19 protein-coding genes are annotated in these 15,578 nt (G+C 30.0%); 6 read left to right on the top strand and 13 right to left on the bottom strand.

The features are described from left to right. Positions 1 to 46 precede the first annotated feature (46 nt). The 7 genes from ACY2RX_RS08805 to ACY2RX_RS08775 all read right to left on the bottom strand — a co-directional run bounded on the left by ACY2RX_RS08805 (position 47) and on the right by ACY2RX_RS08775 (position 7,422). The gene (locus tag ACY2RX_RS08805; protein WP_490103603.1) at positions 47 to 817 is read right to left on the bottom strand and encodes a DUF3108 domain-containing protein; all 771 of its coding nucleotides are present in this window, start codon (positions 815 to 817) and stop codon (positions 47 to 49) included. Between the two features lie 100 nt (positions 818 to 917). Further along, entirely contained in the window at positions 918 to 1,835 is a 918-nt protein-coding gene (locus tag ACY2RX_RS08800; RefSeq protein ID WP_490103602.1) for a tryptophan 2,3-dioxygenase family protein, read from the bottom strand. 126 nt (positions 1,836 to 1,961) lie between these two features. Then, complete coding sequence (gene hppD / locus ACY2RX_RS08795) at positions 1,962 to 3,122, bottom strand: 4-hydroxyphenylpyruvate dioxygenase (RefSeq protein WP_490103601.1); 1,161 nt, start codon at positions 3,120 to 3,122, stop codon at positions 1,962 to 1,964. 234 nt (positions 3,123 to 3,356) lie between these two features. Further along, entirely contained in the window at positions 3,357 to 4,514 is a 1,158-nt protein-coding gene (locus ACY2RX_RS08790) for a homogentisate 1,2-dioxygenase (protein ID WP_490103600.1), read from the bottom strand. A 396-nt stretch (positions 4,515 to 4,910) separates the two neighbouring features. Then, positions 4,911 to 5,966 carry an NAD(P)/FAD-dependent oxidoreductase gene (locus ACY2RX_RS08785; RefSeq protein WP_490103599.1) on the bottom strand — a complete coding sequence of 352 codons (1,056 nt, stop codon included), beginning with the start codon at positions 5,964 to 5,966 and terminating at the stop codon, positions 4,911 to 4,913. A gap of 75 nt (positions 5,967 to 6,041) precedes the next feature. Next, entirely contained in the window at positions 6,042 to 6,278 is a 237-nt protein-coding gene (locus tag ACY2RX_RS08780) for a NifU family protein (protein WP_490103598.1), read from the bottom strand. Between the two features lie 10 nt (positions 6,279 to 6,288). Continuing rightward, positions 6,289 to 7,422, bottom strand: coding sequence for an Mrp/NBP35 family ATP-binding protein (locus ACY2RX_RS08775; RefSeq protein ID WP_490103597.1), 1,134 nt, complete (start codon positions 7,420 to 7,422; stop codon positions 6,289 to 6,291). A 288-nt stretch (positions 7,423 to 7,710) separates the two neighbouring features. On the opposite strand from ACY2RX_RS08775, the gene ACY2RX_RS08770 reads away from it, so the two are divergent. Then, the gene (locus ACY2RX_RS08770; protein WP_490103596.1) at positions 7,711 to 8,046 is read left to right on the top strand and encodes a hypothetical protein; all 336 of its coding nucleotides are present in this window, start codon (positions 7,711 to 7,713) and stop codon (positions 8,044 to 8,046) included. A gap of 58 nt (positions 8,047 to 8,104) precedes the next feature. Here the strand turns inward: ACY2RX_RS08770 and ACY2RX_RS08765 are convergent, their stop codons facing one another. From ACY2RX_RS08765 to ACY2RX_RS08750, 4 genes are all read right to left on the bottom strand, one after another. After that, complete coding sequence (locus ACY2RX_RS08765) at positions 8,105 to 8,605, bottom strand: hypothetical protein (RefSeq protein WP_490103595.1); 501 nt, start codon at positions 8,603 to 8,605, stop codon at positions 8,105 to 8,107. A gap of 124 nt (positions 8,606 to 8,729) precedes the next feature. Beyond that, a complete protein-coding gene (locus tag ACY2RX_RS08760; protein WP_490103594.1) occupies positions 8,730 to 9,059 on the bottom strand; it encodes an MGMT family protein in 330 nt (109 codons plus the stop codon). A 192-nt stretch (positions 9,060 to 9,251) separates the two neighbouring features. Further along, positions 9,252 to 9,923, bottom strand: coding sequence for a tRNA (guanosine(46)-N7)-methyltransferase TrmB (gene trmB, locus ACY2RX_RS08755; protein WP_490103593.1), 672 nt, complete (start codon positions 9,921 to 9,923; stop codon positions 9,252 to 9,254). A 9-nt stretch (positions 9,924 to 9,932) separates the two neighbouring features. Next, positions 9,933 to 10,154: a DUF6341 family protein gene (locus ACY2RX_RS08750; protein WP_490103592.1), complete on the bottom strand. Its 222-nt coding sequence runs from the start codon at positions 10,152 to 10,154 to the stop codon at positions 9,933 to 9,935. Positions 10,155 to 10,195: 41 nt separating this feature from the next. Between ACY2RX_RS08750 and ACY2RX_RS08745 the strand changes: the two genes are divergently transcribed. Continuing rightward, positions 10,196 to 11,125, top strand: coding sequence for a DUF6427 family protein (locus ACY2RX_RS08745; protein ID WP_490103591.1), 930 nt, complete (start codon positions 10,196 to 10,198; stop codon positions 11,123 to 11,125). On the opposite strand, the gene upp is transcribed toward ACY2RX_RS08745, so the two are convergent. Together upp and ACY2RX_RS08735 are read right to left on the bottom strand one after the other, a co-directional pair. Then, the gene (gene upp, locus ACY2RX_RS08740) at positions 11,120 to 11,773 is read right to left on the bottom strand and encodes a uracil phosphoribosyltransferase (RefSeq protein WP_490103590.1); all 654 of its coding nucleotides are present in this window, start codon (positions 11,771 to 11,773) and stop codon (positions 11,120 to 11,122) included. The genes ACY2RX_RS08745 and upp overlap by 6 nt on opposite strands. An 82-nt stretch (positions 11,774 to 11,855) precedes the next feature. Then, a complete protein-coding gene (locus ACY2RX_RS08735) occupies positions 11,856 to 12,419 on the bottom strand; it encodes a hypothetical protein (RefSeq protein WP_490103589.1) in 564 nt (187 codons plus the stop codon). Between the two features lie 146 nt (positions 12,420 to 12,565). Between ACY2RX_RS08735 and lysM the strand changes: the two genes are divergently transcribed. The 4 genes from lysM (at position 12,566) to gmk (ending at position 15,522) form a co-directional block, all read left to right on the top strand. Beyond that, positions 12,566 to 13,036, top strand: a complete 471-nt coding sequence (gene lysM, locus ACY2RX_RS08730; RefSeq protein WP_490103588.1) for a peptidoglycan-binding protein LysM — start codon at positions 12,566 to 12,568, stop codon at positions 13,034 to 13,036. A gap of 107 nt (positions 13,037 to 13,143) precedes the next feature. Beyond that, complete coding sequence (locus ACY2RX_RS08725) at positions 13,144 to 14,040, top strand: DMT family transporter (protein WP_490103587.1); 897 nt, start codon at positions 13,144 to 13,146, stop codon at positions 14,038 to 14,040. 36 nt (positions 14,041 to 14,076) lie between these two features. Next, the gene (locus ACY2RX_RS08720) at positions 14,077 to 14,943 is read left to right on the top strand and encodes a YicC/YloC family endoribonuclease (protein WP_490103586.1); all 867 of its coding nucleotides are present in this window, start codon (positions 14,077 to 14,079) and stop codon (positions 14,941 to 14,943) included. Then, on the top strand, positions 14,944 to 15,522 hold the full coding sequence (gene gmk / locus ACY2RX_RS08715) for a guanylate kinase (RefSeq protein WP_490103585.1): 579 nt from the start codon (positions 14,944 to 14,946) through the stop codon (positions 15,520 to 15,522). It begins immediately after the preceding gene. The last annotated feature ends 56 nt before the right edge of the window (positions 15,523 to 15,578 follow it).

Raw genomic sequence — 15,578 nt, 5'->3', positions numbered from 1 at the left:
CTAAGAATATTGATGAAGTTTCGATAACGGTTTCGTTAAAATTTTATTAATTCTTAAGAAAAGGATTTGCCAACCCTCTGTAAGCTTCTAACTCTGCTCTAAGAGAGCCCACAGATAAATCTGCTTTTAATTTTACAGGAATTTTATTGGCATCATCAGTAATCCAAAGTGTAACACTTTCTTGGGCTTTAAAAACTCTACCTGACTGAACTAAAGGCCTAAAAATCATTGTTTTTAATTTTCCAAATTTTGTTTTTATAGTTTCTCTCCCTAAAAAACGAAGTTTAAAAGGATACACTTGAGAATCCATAAACATATCTATTGCAATCTCTTCACCTTTTTTCATATTGGCAACATTTTGATTTCTTAAATGATAAAAAGAAGATAGCATATCTTGCACATTAGAAAATGCTACAGAAGTGTCAGTTTGTTTTGTAAAATCTTGAACGTAAGCTTTTTTGTATTTATAGTTGAACGAAGTAATTCTGTGTTTTTTATACCCTCCTTCATCAATTTTTCTTTTAAAAACATAAGGTTTTATAGTGTCTTTGTCAAAATAACTTTCGTATTTATCATCCACTTTAAAAAACCATTTTATCATACCAGATGTCCAACCAGTTCCTTTTGTATGAAAAACTTTTTTACCATTATAATCTATTTCTTTAACTTCTAAAATTGCAGAACCAGCACGTAAAAAACCACTATAACTCATTTTATAACGTAGCCACTCTCCGCTTTTAAATGCTTGTTTTTTTTCTTGACTAAAAGTAGTTGTCAAAAAAAATAGGGTAACTAAAAATAGGATATACTTTTTCATAAAAAATCAAACTTATAAAAAAGTATTGACAATTACCGTTCCAAAATAAAAAAAGTCACTTACAAGATATTGAAAATGCCTTTTTTTAACTTTTATAAACTTAAAAAGTTCCCCAATTTTTGAGTTCTTCTTCGCTCCATAAATAAGGATAAAATATTCTTCTTTGATATTTTGGATGTAAATATTTTCGCCAACTGCTTCCGCCAGTAGCTTCTAATTCTTTGTCATCACCTCCTAAATATTTGCCTGCAGCATTATAATGTGCTAGGGTCCATTTTACGTTTACAGTATAATCGTAATGACGCATTGCTTTTATTAATTCTTCATTTTCTTGCACCTCTTTTGGCAACTGTTTAAATTTTTTTGATAAGTTACAATCATTATAATCTTCCATAAAATCGATAAAATCTCCCATATACTTTTTATCGAACAATTTTATTAAGGTTGATTTTTTTCCTGTTTTATGATTTACACCAGCAGCTTGCCAATACAAATGATCGTAAGCATTTTTAAAAGATGAATTTCTATCAATGGTATCTCTATAACGTACATCAATTAAATTAATGAGTTCTGTTGATGCAAACTCTATTTTACGATATTGTGCAGATTGAAATCCACTTGCGGGCGTTAAAGTATTTCTGAATTTTAAATATTGTTCTTTCTCCATTCCATCGCCCATAACTGTAAAAGAACTACACAACATATCAAAATATCTACTGATACGCATTAAATGCATAGAGAACTTTTCTGCGGTAATTTCTACAGGTTTTGCAACTTGATCTATTTCCCACAAAATCATTTTAAATAACAACTCGTTTACTTGATGATACATAATAAATACCATTTCGTCTGGTTGTGTTGTTCTTGGCGTTTGCAAGCCTAACAGCGCGTCTGTTTGAATGTAATCCCAATAGGTTATTGGGGTACTCCAAAGCAAACCTTCTAACATTGAGTTTAAAGGAACGTTAAGTTTCTCATACTTTTCTTCTATTGCTTTTAAGATTTCGTCTCTTTCCATTTTTTTTTGATATTTAATAACAAATATAAATACTTTTAAATAAGACCTCACAGGTTTTAGAAACCTGTGAGGTCTGTAATTATAAGTGCTGCAATTGAAAAATTAATTATTTTCTAGTTTCTTATTTTATAAAGTTCCTCTTAATGCTTGTTCTCTTTCTATAGATTCAAACAAAGCTTTAAAATTACCTGCTCCAAAACCACGAGCTCCCATTCTTTGGATGATTTCAAAAAACAAGGTAGGTCTGTCTTCTACGGGTTTGGTAAATATTTGTAATAAGTAGCCTTCTTCGTCTGCGTCAATCATAATTCCGAGAGATTTTAATTTTTCGATATCTTCTCTTAATTCGTGATCAAATTCCTCTAACCTACCAGGAACTGATTTATAATATTCATTTGGTGGAGTTGATAAAAACTCTACGCCATTTGCTCTTAACTGAGTTACTGTTTTAATAATATCATCTGTTGCAACTGCAATATGTTGTACACCTGCGCCTTCGTAAAAATCTAAATATTCTTCTATTTGAGAACGCTTTTTACCTTTTGCGGGTTCATTTATTGGGAATTTGATTCTTCCATTTCCGTTAGACATTACCTTACTCATTAATGCCGAATATTCAGTGTGAATTTGCTTGTCATCAAACGATAAAAAGTTTTCAAAACCCATTACATCTTCGTACCATTTTACCCAAACATCCATTTGATTCCAACCCACATTACCCACCATATGATCTATAAATTTTAAACCTGCTGTTGGTGGATTATAATCGGATTCCCATTTTTGAAAACCTGGTAAAAATGCGCCTTTGTAATTTTTACGTTCTACAAATAAATGCACCGTTTCTCCATAAGTATAAATTCCTGCTCTAACAACTTCACCAAACTCATCTTTCTCAACAGTTGGTTCCATATAAGATTTTGCTCCGCGAGAAGTGGTTTCTTGGTAAGCTTTTCTTGCATCTTCTACCCAAAGTGCAATTATTTTTACGCCATCGCCGTGTTTTACAATATGGTTGTTAATTGGTGATTTGCTGCTTAACGGAGTTGTTAGCATCAATTTTATTTTGTCTTGTGTTAATACATAGCTCACAGCATCTTTTGCGCCAGTTTCTAATCCGCGATATGCGTGCGATTGAAAACCGAATGCGGTTTTGTAAAAATGTGCTGCTTGTTTTGCGTTTCCAACATAGAATTCTACATAATCTGTTCCTAATAACGGAAGGAAATCTTGTGCGCCTTCAAATATTTTTTCTAAACCGTAGTTTACTGATTTTATTTCTTTTGCCATCTTTTAATGATTTGGAGACCTCACAGGTTTTAAAAACCTGTGAGGTCTTTTTGGTTTATAAATTAGCTATTTCTTTATTTAAAACTATTGGCTTGTAAACAAGTTTAGCCCTGATTGAAACGGCATCCTTTTTTGATTTTTCTCAAAAAAGATACAGTGGAAAGCAGGAAATAGCTTCTAATTATTTTTATTTTAATGAACGTTTTAAAAAGTTCCCTTTGGGGATTTAGGGGCTTACTCTAGCCACGATTTATAATAATCGTCATCGGCAATTTTCATAGCCTCTTCAGTTACTTCTAAAGGTTTAAAAGTATCTACCATAACCGCTAATTCTTCGGTTTCTTTTTTACCAATACTTCTTTCTGCGGCTCCTGGGTGTGGCCCGTGTGGAATGCCTGCTGGATGCAAAGAAATATGACCTGCTTCAATATCGTTTCTGCTCATAAAATCGCCATCAACGTAATACAAAACTTCGTCTGCGTCTATATTACTGTGGTTGTATGGCGCAGGAATTGCATCTGGATGATAATCGTACAAACGTGGTACAAAACTGCAAATTACAAACGCGGTAGTTTCGAATGTTTGATGAATTGGTGGTGGTAAATGAATACGCCCAGTAATCGGTTCGAAATCGTGAATAGATAATGCGTACGGATAATTAAATCCGTCGTAACCAACTACATCAAAAGGATGTGAGGCATAAACCATTTCAAAAATTTCGTCTTTCTTTTTTACTTTGATAATGAAATCTCCTTTTTCGTTATTGGTTTCTAATTCATAAGGTCTGCGAATATCTCGTTCGCAAAATGGCGAGTGTTCTAACAATTGCCCAAACCAATTTCTGTATTGTTTTGGCGTATAAATTGGCGAATGCGATTCTACAATAAACAATCTGTTATCTTCTGTATCGAAATCTATTTTATAAATAATTCCGCGAGGAATAATTAAATAATCTCCGTATTTAAAATCTAAATTTCCGTAAATGGTTCTTAATTTCCCTGTTCCTTTATGGATGAAAATCATTTCATCGGAATCGGTATTTTTATAAAAATAATCGGTGGTAGATTTTTTGGGTGCAGCTAATGCTATGTGACAATCTGAATTTGTTAAAACAATTTTTCTGCTTTCTAAGTAATCTTCTTGAGGTTTTACTTGAAAACCTTTTAATCTATATGATTGTATATTATTTGCTTTTGAAATTTTTGGTGCAACAGAATATTGCTTTCTAATTTCTTTTACTTGTGTTGGTCTTTGTTCGTGATATGAGTTGGTAGACATTCCGTCGAAACCAACTGTACCAAACAATTGCTCGTAGTAAAGACTTCCGTCTTTTTTACGAAATTGTGTGTGTCTTTTGGGTGGAATTTCTCCTAATTTATGATAAAAAGGCATTTTTTAATGTATTAATGAGTTAATAAAACAATGTAACAATTTCGTATTAGAGTTCAATTGCTACATTTTTACATTGAAATATTAGTACATTAAATCCTCATTCAGGATTGCGCTTTATTAAGAATTTTAAGTGTATTAGTAACTCTGAGAACATCTCAATCGATTTCGTTGTTCTACAAATATAGGAAAAGATTGTTAGAAGATTCTTTTTGGTTAAAAAAACCTAAAGTCCTAATAATTCTTGAAAAGGAGTAATAGCTATAAAAAGAATTCATACAAATACTAAAACTCTAACCCAAGTTGAAGTAGTTTTTTCTGGTATTACAAAGTTTATCTAAAATAAGAAAATTAATTTACAAAGTATAGATTCCTGCTTTCGCAGGAATGACAAACTGGTTACTCAATCTTTTTAATAACCGCTTTTGGAGCTTCTTTTCTGGTTCCATCAAAACCATCTACACCACCAACTGTGGTGTATTTCATTACATATTTTTTATCAGGAAAAATACGTTTATAGGCACTTTGGCACATTAAAGTAGCTTCGTGAAAACCACATAAAATCAGTTTTAATTTTCCTGGATAGGTGTTTACATCACCTATTGCGTAAATTCCTGGAATATTGGTTTGATAATCCAACGCGTTATTAACTTTAATAGCATTTTTCTCAATTTCTAATCCCCAATTTGCAATGGGTCCTAGTTTTGGCGACAATCCAAAAAGCGGAATAAAATGGTCTGTATCAATTGTAAAAGGTTCTTTATCTTTTTGTACAACAGAAACTCCTTCAACTTTATCAGCACCAACAATTCCTTTTACTTCTGCAGGAGTTATTAATTTAATTTTACCTGCATCTTTTAGCTCTTGTACCTTATCAACGGAATCTAAAGCGCCTCTAAATTCGTTTCTCCTGTGAATTAATGTGACTGATTTAGCAACATCCGTCAAGAAAATAGACCAATCTAAAGCAGAATCTCCACCACCCGCAATGACTACATTTTTATTGCGATACATTTCTGGTTCGCGAATCATATATTCTACACCTTTATCTTCAAAATCTGTAATATTTGGGATTGGAGGTTTTCTAGGTTCAAAACTACCTAAACCACCAGCAATTGCAACAATTGGCGCCTTATGTTTTGTACCTTTATTTGTAGTCACTATAAAAGTTCCATCTTCTTGTTTATCAATAGTTTCAGCACGTTCTCCTAATGTAAAACCTGGTTCAAATTGTTTAATTTGTTCCATTAATTTATTGGTTAAATCGCCCGCTAAAATTTCTGGATATGCAGGAATATCATAAATTGGTTTCTTTGGATAAATCTCCGAGCATTGTCCGCCTGCTTGTGGTAATGCATCTATTAAATGACAACGCAGCTTTAATAAACCTGCTTCAAAAACGGTAAATAAGCCTGTTGGTCCAGCACCAATAATTAGAATATCTGTAGTAATCATTAATTTTAAAAATAAGAATTGCGCAAAAATAAGTGAATCAATTACTTATAAATGTGACATTTGTCACATATCAATTTAAGTGATATTTATTACTTCTTCTATTTGTGGTGCATACTTTTTAATGGTAGCTTCCACACCGTTTTTTAAAGTCATTTGATTTACAGAACAACCTGTACAAGCTCCTTCTAATTGTACTTTTACAATTGTATCTTCAATAGAAAGTAGTTTAATATTGCCTCCATCACTTATTAAAAAAGGACGGATTTCATCTAATGCTTTTTCTACATTATCTAAAGTTTCTTGTGCTGTCATAAAATTGAATTTATTTTGTACTACACCCACTCATTGTTGTAATTCTAACAACTTCTGTGGGTGGTAAATTTGCATTTCTTTTTAATAATTCTGATACCATTTCTTTAGTAATATTATTAAATGATTTTTCTAAAACAGTACCTTCTTGTAAAGCTACTGGATGACCTACATCACCCGCTTCACGAATACTTTGCACCAAAGGCACTTCTCCTAAAAATCTAGTTTTAATATCTTCTGCTAAATTTTTTGCTCCATCTTTACCAAAGATATAATATTTATTATCTGGTAATTCTTCTGGTGTAAAATATGCCATATTTTCGATAATTCCTAAAACAGGAACATTAATATTTTCTTGTTGAAACATTGCCACTCCTTTTTTAGCATCTGCCAAAGCAATATTTTGTGGTGTACTTACAACTACAGCCCCGTTAATTGGTAGTGCTTGTACTATTGATAAATGCACATCTCCTGTTCCTGGAGGTAAATCTATTAATAAGAAATCTAGTTCTCCCCAATTTCCATCAAAAATTAATTGATTTAATGCCTTAGAAGCCATTGGTCCTCGCCAAATTACTGCTTGATCTGGGTTTGTAAAAAAACCTAAAGACAATAATTTTACACCATAATTTTCTATAGGTTCCATTTTAGAACGACCATCTACTTTAACAGAAAGCGGTCTTGCTTTTTCTACATCGAACATAATATGTTGTGATGGTCCGTAAACATCTGCATCTAAAACACCAACATTAAAACCCATTTTAGCTAATGAAATTGCCGTATTTGCTGTAATAGTAGATTTACCAACACCTCCTTTACCAGAAGCAATGGCAATAATATTTTTAATATTAGGAATTTCTTTTCCTCTAATTTGATTTGGATTTTCTTTTTTTACAGGAGCTTCAACAGTTACTTTAATTTTAACATCAATTTTATCACTAACATTTGTATGAATAGCTTTTGCAATTTCTTGCTCTATTTTCTTTTTTGCTTGTAAAGTAGGGTTGTTTATTGTTACATCTATTAATACTTCATCTCCAAATGTTACCACATTTGTAATGTTGTTATTTTCTATTAAGCTTTTTCCTTCACCAGGTGCAGTAATTGTTTCTAAAGCTTTGTATATATCTTGTTTTATAAAACTCATTTTACGGTTTTAATTTATTCGGATTAATTCTAGATTGCAAAGATACTTGTAAAATTAGTTTTAAGAAAATAAAGCAAGAAATACCACCCACAAATTACTCTTATTTATTAAAAATCAGTTATTTAAAAAATATTTATTATATTTGTACAATCATTTAAGCCCTAACTTTTTATGAAAAACCCTAGCTCCCTTAAGTCTGTTGTATTCCTATTATTAATTTCTTTCAATTTTCAAGCTTCTTTTTCGCAAGAGAGAGTTCGCGAGAATATGATAAACTCGTATTCAGAAATGTATACTTTATCTAAAAGTGTTGTTGTTGAAAACCCTGTATTAAAAGATGGAAAATACACCTATAAGTTGAAAGAAAAAGAGATTTTAATAGAGATTAAAAATGGTTATTACTACGAATACCATCCTGAAAAAGAATACATTAAGGCCGTAATAGATTGGAAATCTGAGAATAAGTACAAGCTAATTATTGTAGATATGGAAAAAAGAGGTGTTCCTTTAAAAATAGGCAGTGAACTTACGGCTGAAATTATAAAAATAGAAGGAAATGAATACTTTTATACATCTCGCTTAAATGATAAAACCAGAAATGGAAGCTTTAAAAAAGTGAAATAAATTTATTTTCAAAACTCATAAATCACTGATTTTAAAACTTCCTTTAAAATATTTTTTTTTAAAAAGAATATCCTAAACTTACTCCTGCAAAAGGTAACGTTTTGTAGTTTTTGTAAATGGTTTCACCAGAGACTTTAACTAAAGGGTTTGCATAAATTCTAAACACAAAATTACTATTTATGTATTTACGCCAACCTATAATCGGGGAAATAGCATAAGAAGATATAGATTTTACTTTAGGTGTTGCAGAGCTAGCTCCTGTCCAATATGTACCTCCTAAACCTAATTCTAAAAAACTAGATTTTTTTCCAAAGTTAAACGTTAATTGATGTGGTATAGATAATCCTGAACCTACAAAACCAACTCCTAAAGACAAATTCATAAAATAATTTTCTTTAACTGTAAGTATTCTATTATAATTTACAGATGCTATTAACCCATTACCACCAAGTGTAATGTCTATATTATTCTTTTTTTCTAAAAAATCTGATTGACTAAAAATTATTACTGAATTTAAAAGGATTGCAACTAACAAGAATTGTTTTGACAAAGATTTCATAAATTGTTTTTTACTGATTAAAAAATTTCTAAACAGAAAACATAAAATTATTCTGTTGTATGTAAAACAGATCTGTTTTAAATTTCCCTACCCCCTTTTTATTTAAAAAAATTAGAAAATTTCTTTATAATTCAGTAACAGGATTCCAAAAAATTTTATCTAAGTCTTGTATTTGGTTTTCTACAACAACAATTCCTTCGTTTTCGAGTAATTGTTGCATTAAATTAGTACCGTTAAAATGATGTTTACCTGTTAGAATTCCTTTTCTATTAACAACTCTATGCGCAGGAATATCATCTAAATTATGAGCTTTATTCATTGCCCAACCTACCATTCTTGCAGATTTTGCTGTTCCTAAATAAGTTGCAATTGCTCCATAGCTTGTAACTTTTCCGTAAGGAATTAAACGAGCAACTTTGTATACTTTTTCAAAAAAATTATCAGATTTTTTCACGTAGTGAAGATAGGAATTATTACACAGAGTTTTTGGAAGGAAAATTGAGTTTCATAAAAATAAAAAGTAAATTTTAAATTATACATTTTGCTAAAAAACTGGACACATAGTAGGCACATAGAAATCACAAAATAAATCTCTATTGTGCTTTTTTAAAACTTGATAAATTCGTGAATTGGTGGCTAGAAACTTTTAATACTTCAATTTAAATTGAATATAAGTAATGGGTTTACCAGCTTCTAAATATTGATTTTCGTAAAAGGTTTGCGTTTCTGTAACTTCTTTAGGAGACCCTTGGTTTTTATAAACATTATGATTTGCATTCAAAACCTTATGACCTTCTCCATGCAACAAACCTAATGTGTAACCGTGCATAAATTCGCTGTCAGTTTTTAGATTCATAATACCATCTTCTTTTAAAATATGATGATATTTTTTTAAGAAAGTAGCATTTGTCATTCTGTGTTTTGTACGCTGATATTTTATTTGCGGGTCTGGAAATGTAATCCAAATTTCATCAACTTCATTTTTATCAAAAATAAAATCGACCAACTCTATTTGCGTTCTTACAAAAGCAACGTTATCTAAGTTTTCTTCGATTGCTGTTTTTGCGCCTCTCCAAAAACGAGCGCCTTTAATATCTATGCCAATATAGTTTTTATCAGGATTTTTTCTTGCAAGCGCAATTGTGTATTCTCCTTTACCACAGCCTAGTTCTACAACAATAGGATTGTTATTGCCAAAAAAAGAATGCCATTTACCTTTGTAAAAAAAGTTAGTTACCACTTCTTCTCTTGTTGGCTGAATGACATTTTTAAACGTTTCATTTTCTTTGAAACGTTTTAATTTATTTTTACTTCCCAAGACGTAAAATTAAGCTCTGTCTTCTGTTCCTTCTCTTAAGAACTTTGCAGATTCTTTCATCCAATATGCAAATAATACTAAAAGAACCACCAAAAAAAGCCAGTTAACCCCATTAGAAATCCACCATCCTAAGTCCGATAATGCCAAATCTAATCTTAACCACTCAAAAGGTAGAAAAAGTAAATCTGTAAATAAACTACCAATCCATCTAAAAATATTGCTTGCTATCATAACTTAATTATCTTTACAGTGCAAAAATAACAAAAGAAACAATGTTAACCAATTTTTTAGAGAAATCTAAGCCCATCAATTTTTTAGTTTATATAGCGCTATTTTTTTGCTTCTTTTTATTTGCAGTAATTTCAACACTATTTATTGATGATTTTACTTGGATAAAAGTTGTTTATAGCATTACTTTTTTTACGCTTTTTTTAGCAATTTTTTTCTTTTACAACTTTGTAGTTTCTAAAAACAAACTAACGTTTGATCATTCTTTTGCTTTTTTTGTTTTTATACTCACTTCTATTCTTTTTCTTTCTAAATTATTGGAGTTTAAAATATTAATATTACTACTTATTCATCTTTTATTTTTAAGAAAAATATACAGTTTACGATCACCAAAAAACGTAATTCAGAAACTTTTTGATAGTGGTTTTTGGTTAGGAGTTCTCTGTGTTTTAGAACCTTTTTCAATCTTTTTTTATTTTTTGATTTTAGCTTCTACTTTACTTCAACAAAAAATTACTCTTCACACTTTACTAACTCCTCTTATTGGGTTTTTAAGTCCTATAATTATCTATTTTACTTATTTAATTTGGAATAATTCTGCTGATAATATTGCACCGTTTTTTTTCTTAGATGCATTTAATAACCTCTTTATTTATGCAGAAGAGGCAACCATTTGGTTTTTTGCAACGATCCTTTTATTAAGTATTATTTCCGTTTTTTTAAAATCTCCTAAAGCTTTATCTGTAAATAATTCTTTTAAAAAAAGTTGGTTGCTTTTAATAATAAATTTAATTATTGCCATTTTCTATGCTATAATTATTGCCGATAAAAAGGGTTCTGAAATTGTTTTTCTAACCATTCCTGCATCCATAATAATTGCAAATGGTTTTGAGGTAATTCAAAAAAAAGTACTAAAAGATATTCTATTTAGTCTATTACTATTAGGAACCGTTTTTGCCTTTTTCTGGCTATAATTTAACCCCAAAAGCCAAATCTCCAGCATCACCCAAACCAGGAACAATATAGCCTTTAGAGTTTAATTCACTGTCAATTGCAGCAATCCATAAATGCGTGTTTTCTGGGAATTTATCTTTCATAAATTCAATCCCTTCTTCAGAACCAATTACTGCTAAAATGTGAATTTCTTTTGGAGTTCCATATTTTTTTATCGCCTCTAAAACCGCCACTAAAGATTGCCCAGAAGCCAACATTGGGTCTGCCAATAATAACGTTTTATTTTCTATAGATGGTGCCGCAAAATACTCTACAACAATCTCAAAATCTGCATTGTTATTTGGGTGATGACGATACGCAGAAATAAAAGCATTTTCTGCATCATCAAAATAATTTAATAAACCTTGATGCAAAGGCAAACCTGCTCTTAAAATTGAGCACAAAACCAAATCGTTATAAGATAATTGAATTTTCTTTTTTCCTAAAGGAGTTTCTACATAAACACTAGAATATGATAGTTCTTTACTTAATTCATAACCTAAAACTTCTCCTATTCTTTCAATATTTCTTCGAAACCTAAGAGAATCTTTTTGAATTTTAACATCTCTAATTTCAGAGAGAAACTTATTTAGTATCGAGTTCTTTTCTTGTAGGTGATGAATAATCATTTTTAAAAAAATTAAATCAAATTTACAAAAAAGAAAATGCAGTTTTAACTATAAACTGAATAAAAAAATCTTTTTAATTGTACTAAAAATTATATCCAAAACGTACAGAAAAATCTCCTAACCAACCATTACTAGAAGTATTTTTGGTTGATGCAAAACCATAACCGTAACCAAGTCTTAATTCAAAATCGAAATTAGGCCCTAAATTTCTACGAATTCCCCAAGAAGGTATCATTGTAAAAACATTTGAAAAAGTTGCATTTTTTGTATTAGAAATAACAAACCAGTCAGGAATATATCTCGCTTTTAAACTTAAAAAATTTGCACTATTGTTTGCTATTGATTTTCCTTTTTTTACTCTTTTATCAAAATTATAATACCATCTTGGTTCTAAAGACAAAGAAGGCACTATAATGTATTGAGATTTAGGAGTATTATTACTACTATAATTATAACCTGCATCTAAACCAACTTCTGTTCGTAACACAAATTCTTCATTTAATTTAGCTTCATTATACACCCAAACTCCAAGTATACCTGTCTGAATACCGTAAATAGATTTCTCTACACTCACATTTTTATCTTGCGAAAAAGAGTTGAAAGACAAAATAAAAATAGACATAATTGTAAAAATAAAAGTTCTCATAAGTAATTTTTTTAAGGTTTATTAAAAAGGAAAGTAATATCAAACACTATACCAAAATAATAAGTTTTGAGCACATTAAAAATCCATATAAATTTGTATATTGGCATCACACAAAAAATTAAATATTAACAAAAAAAATCAAAAAAATGGGAATTTTTTCATTCATTAAAAATGCCGGAGCAAAAGTTTTCGGAATCGGAAAAACAACAGAAGAAGAAAATGCAGAAAAATCGAATCAATTAAGAGGTGCAATTACTGCATTAGAATTAGAAATTAAAGATTTATCTATAGAAGTAGATGATGATGCTGTAAAACTTTGGGGTGAGGCTCCAGATCTAGCAACCAAAGAAAAAGTTGTTTTAGTGGTAGGTAACACAAATGGTGTTGCTTCTGTAGAAGACAATTTAACTGTTGCAGAAGTAGCAGAAATTGAAGAGGCTGCAATGGCACAATTTCATACCGTAGAAAGTGGAGATACTTTAGGTAAAATTGCAAAAACATATTATGGTAATGCAATGAAATATCCTGTAATTTTCGAAGCTAACAAACCTATGTTATCTCATCCAGATAAAATTTATCCTGGTCAAGTTTTAAGAATACCACCTTTAGTGGACTAACCAAAAGTTAGATAACCAAAGTAAAAAGAGTTTCAAAATATTTTGAAACTCTTTTTTTGTGCTTTAAAACAAAAAATATTCTCAACTTTGCGCTAATTTTTTAATTAATGAATTCAAGAACTATTGCCCTTATAGCTTTATTAATTGTTGCTATTATTTATGGTGTAAATTATTCTGTTGCAAAAGATGTAATGCCCAATTTTGTAAAGCCTTTTGGTTTTATTTTTTTAAGAGTTGCTGGGGCTACCATTGTTTTTTGGTTTATTGGTTTGTTTGTACAATCTGAAACTATTGACAAAAAAGATTTTAAAAGAATTGCCTTAGCAGCACTATTTGGTGTGGGTATTAATTTACTTTCATTTTTTAAAGGGTTAAACTTAACAACTCCAATAAATGCATCTGTAATTGCAGTAATTTCTCCAATAATGGTGCTTATTTTTTCTAGCATTCTACTAAAAGAAAAGTTGGTTTTCAGAAAAATACTTGGTGTTTTAATTGGTGTAATAGGAGCCATTATTTTAATTGTTTACGGTAATAAAACCCAAAATAATGGTGAAGATGTAATCTTCGGAAATATTTTAGTTTTTATAAATGCAGCTTCATTTGCCTTATATTTAGTGTTAGTTAAAAACCTAGTAACCAAGTACAACCCAATAGTATTTGTAAAATGGTTGTATCTTTTTGGTTTAATATATATCACTCCTTTTAGCATTCAAGAAGCTTTAGCCATAAATTGGCAAACAATGCCAGAAACTATTTATTACAAAGTTGGTTTTGTTGTTATATTTACAACCTGCATCACTTATCTTTTTAATTTATTTGCTTTAACAAAATTAAAACCAACAACCGTAAGCGTTTTTATTTATTTACAACCTGTAATTGCTACTATTTATGCCTTAATTGTAGGTAGCGATTCTTTAAATTTAATAAAGATTTTAGCCACAATCATCATCTTTTTAGGAGTGTATTTAGTTACCAAACAAGCAAAAATTTCTATGAAATAAAAACTATATTTGCCATTCATCTAAAACATTGATTTTATGATTCAATCTATGACAGGTTATGGTAAATCTGTATTACAACTACCTACTAAAAAAGTAACCATAGAAATTAAATCTTTAAACAGTAAAAATCTAGATTTAAACGTTAGAATACCTTCTTACTATAAAGAAAAAGAATTATCAGTCAGAAAAAATTTGGCAAGTGCTTTGGTTCGTGGTAAAGTAGATTTTTCGATTTTTGTTGAAATGACTGCGGATGAAACCTCTACAACTGTAAATAATGGCGTTGTAAAAGAATATATGCAACAATTAAGAAACGTTGTTCAAACAGGTTCTTCTGATGATGTTGAGTTGCTAAAAATGGCAGTAAGAATGCCAGATGCATTAAAAACAGAACGCGAAGAATTAGATGAAAATGAATGGTTAGAAATAGAAAAAGGAATTCAACAAGCCATCAAAGAAATTGTACAGTATAGAGTTGATGAAGCGGCTTCTTTAGAAATAGATTTTAAAGAAAGAATTACCAATATAAAAACTTATTTAGAAGAAGTAAAAGCGTTGGATGGAGATAGAATAGAAAACGTAAAAACGCGTTTAAAAAAGGCAATTGACGATTTAAAAGTTGATACCGATGAAAACCGTTTTGAACAAGAATTAATTTATTATCTAGAAAAATTAGATATCAATGAAGAAAAAGTGCGTTTAGCAAATCATTTAGATTACTTTCTTGAAACCTTGGCAACACCAGATTCTAATGGTAAAAAGCTTGGTTTTATCATTCAAGAAATGGGTAGAGAAATAAATACAACTGGCTCTAAAGCTAATTTTGCACCAATGCAAAAAGCCGTAATTCAAATGAAAAACGAATTAGAACAAATTAAAGAACAAATTTTAAACGTATTGTAAATGTCAGATTTTAAAGGAAAATTATTTGTGTTTTCAGCACCTTCTGGTTCTGGCAAAACAACCATTGTTCGTCATTTATTACAACAAAAAAAATTTAATTTAGAGTTTTCTATTTCTGCCACTTCTAGAGAACCTAGAGGAACAGAAAAAGATGGCGAAGATTATTATTTTATCTCTCTAAAAGATTTTAAAAATAACATTAAAAATGATAAGTTTTTAGAGTGGGAAGAAGTGTATAGAGATAATTTTTACGGAACTTTAAAAAGCGAAGTAGAGCGTATTTGGGCACTAAAAAAACACGTTATTTTTGATATTGATGTTGTTGGCGGATTACGAATTAAAAAGAAATTCCCAAAAGAAACCTTAGCCGTTTTTGTAAAACCACCAAGTGTAGATGAGTTGAAAATTCGTTTAAAAAAGCGTTCTACAGAAAGCGAAGACAAAATAAATATGCGAATTGCAAAAGCCTCTGTAGAATTAGCAACAGCACCACAATTTGATAAAATTATTAAAAATTACGATTTAGAAGTTGCACTAAAAGAAGCAGAAGAGTTAGTAAGTGATTTTTTAAATAAGTAGGAAGTCTGAAGTTAGGAAGAAAATAGATTTAAACTCATTCTTCAAACTTCAATCTT

This window comes from Polaribacter sp. 2405UD43-2, assembly GCF_058147125.1.
Note: the sequence above shows the minus strand (reverse complement) of the source record. Positions and strands in the feature narration are given on the sequence as shown.

What these genes read in the sequence shown, in the direction of transcription:
- ACY2RX_RS08790 (WP_490103600.1), bottom strand. Translation starts at nt 4,514, where the DNA reads ATGCCTTTTTATCATAAATTAGGAGAAATTCCACCCAAAAGACACACA.
- ACY2RX_RS08750 (WP_490103592.1), bottom strand. Translation starts at nt 10,154, where the DNA reads ATGATAGCAAGCAATATTTTTAGATGGATTGGTAGTTTATTTACAGAT.
- ACY2RX_RS08720 (WP_490103586.1), top strand. Translation starts at nt 14,077, where the DNA reads ATGATTCAATCTATGACAGGTTATGGTAAATCTGTATTACAACTACCT.
- ACY2RX_RS08800 (WP_490103602.1), bottom strand. Translation starts at nt 1,835, where the DNA reads ATGGAAAGAGACGAAATCTTAAAAGCAATAGAAGAAAAGTATGAGAAA.
- ACY2RX_RS08735 (WP_490103589.1), bottom strand. Translation starts at nt 12,419, where the DNA reads ATGAGAACTTTTATTTTTACAATTATGTCTATTTTTATTTTGTCTTTC.
- gmk (WP_490103585.1), top strand. Translation starts at nt 14,944, where the DNA reads ATGTCAGATTTTAAAGGAAAATTATTTGTGTTTTCAGCACCTTCTGGT.
- lysM (WP_490103588.1), top strand. Translation starts at nt 12,566, where the DNA reads ATGGGAATTTTTTCATTCATTAAAAATGCCGGAGCAAAAGTTTTCGGA.
- ACY2RX_RS08765 (WP_490103595.1), bottom strand. Translation starts at nt 8,605, where the DNA reads ATGAAATCTTTGTCAAAACAATTCTTGTTAGTTGCAATCCTTTTAAAT.
- ACY2RX_RS08780 (WP_490103598.1), bottom strand. Translation starts at nt 6,278, where the DNA reads ATGACAGCACAAGAAACTTTAGATAATGTAGAAAAAGCATTAGATGAA.
- ACY2RX_RS08745 (WP_490103591.1), top strand. Translation starts at nt 10,196, where the DNA reads ATGTTAACCAATTTTTTAGAGAAATCTAAGCCCATCAATTTTTTAGTT.
- ACY2RX_RS08775 (WP_490103597.1), bottom strand. Translation starts at nt 7,422, where the DNA reads ATGAGTTTTATAAAACAAGATATATACAAAGCTTTAGAAACAATTACT.
- ACY2RX_RS08770 (WP_490103596.1), top strand. Translation starts at nt 7,711, where the DNA reads ATGTATACTTTATCTAAAAGTGTTGTTGTTGAAAACCCTGTATTAAAA.
- ACY2RX_RS08805 (WP_490103603.1), bottom strand. Translation starts at nt 817, where the DNA reads ATGAAAAAGTATATCCTATTTTTAGTTACCCTATTTTTTTTGACAACT.
- ACY2RX_RS08725 (WP_490103587.1), top strand. Translation starts at nt 13,144, where the DNA reads ATGAATTCAAGAACTATTGCCCTTATAGCTTTATTAATTGTTGCTATT.
- hppD (WP_490103601.1), bottom strand. Translation starts at nt 3,122, where the DNA reads ATGGCAAAAGAAATAAAATCAGTAAACTACGGTTTAGAAAAAATATTT.
- upp (WP_490103590.1), bottom strand. Translation starts at nt 11,773, where the DNA reads ATGATTATTCATCACCTACAAGAAAAGAACTCGATACTAAATAAGTTT.
- ACY2RX_RS08785 (WP_490103599.1), bottom strand. Translation starts at nt 5,966, where the DNA reads ATGATTACTACAGATATTCTAATTATTGGTGCTGGACCAACAGGCTTA.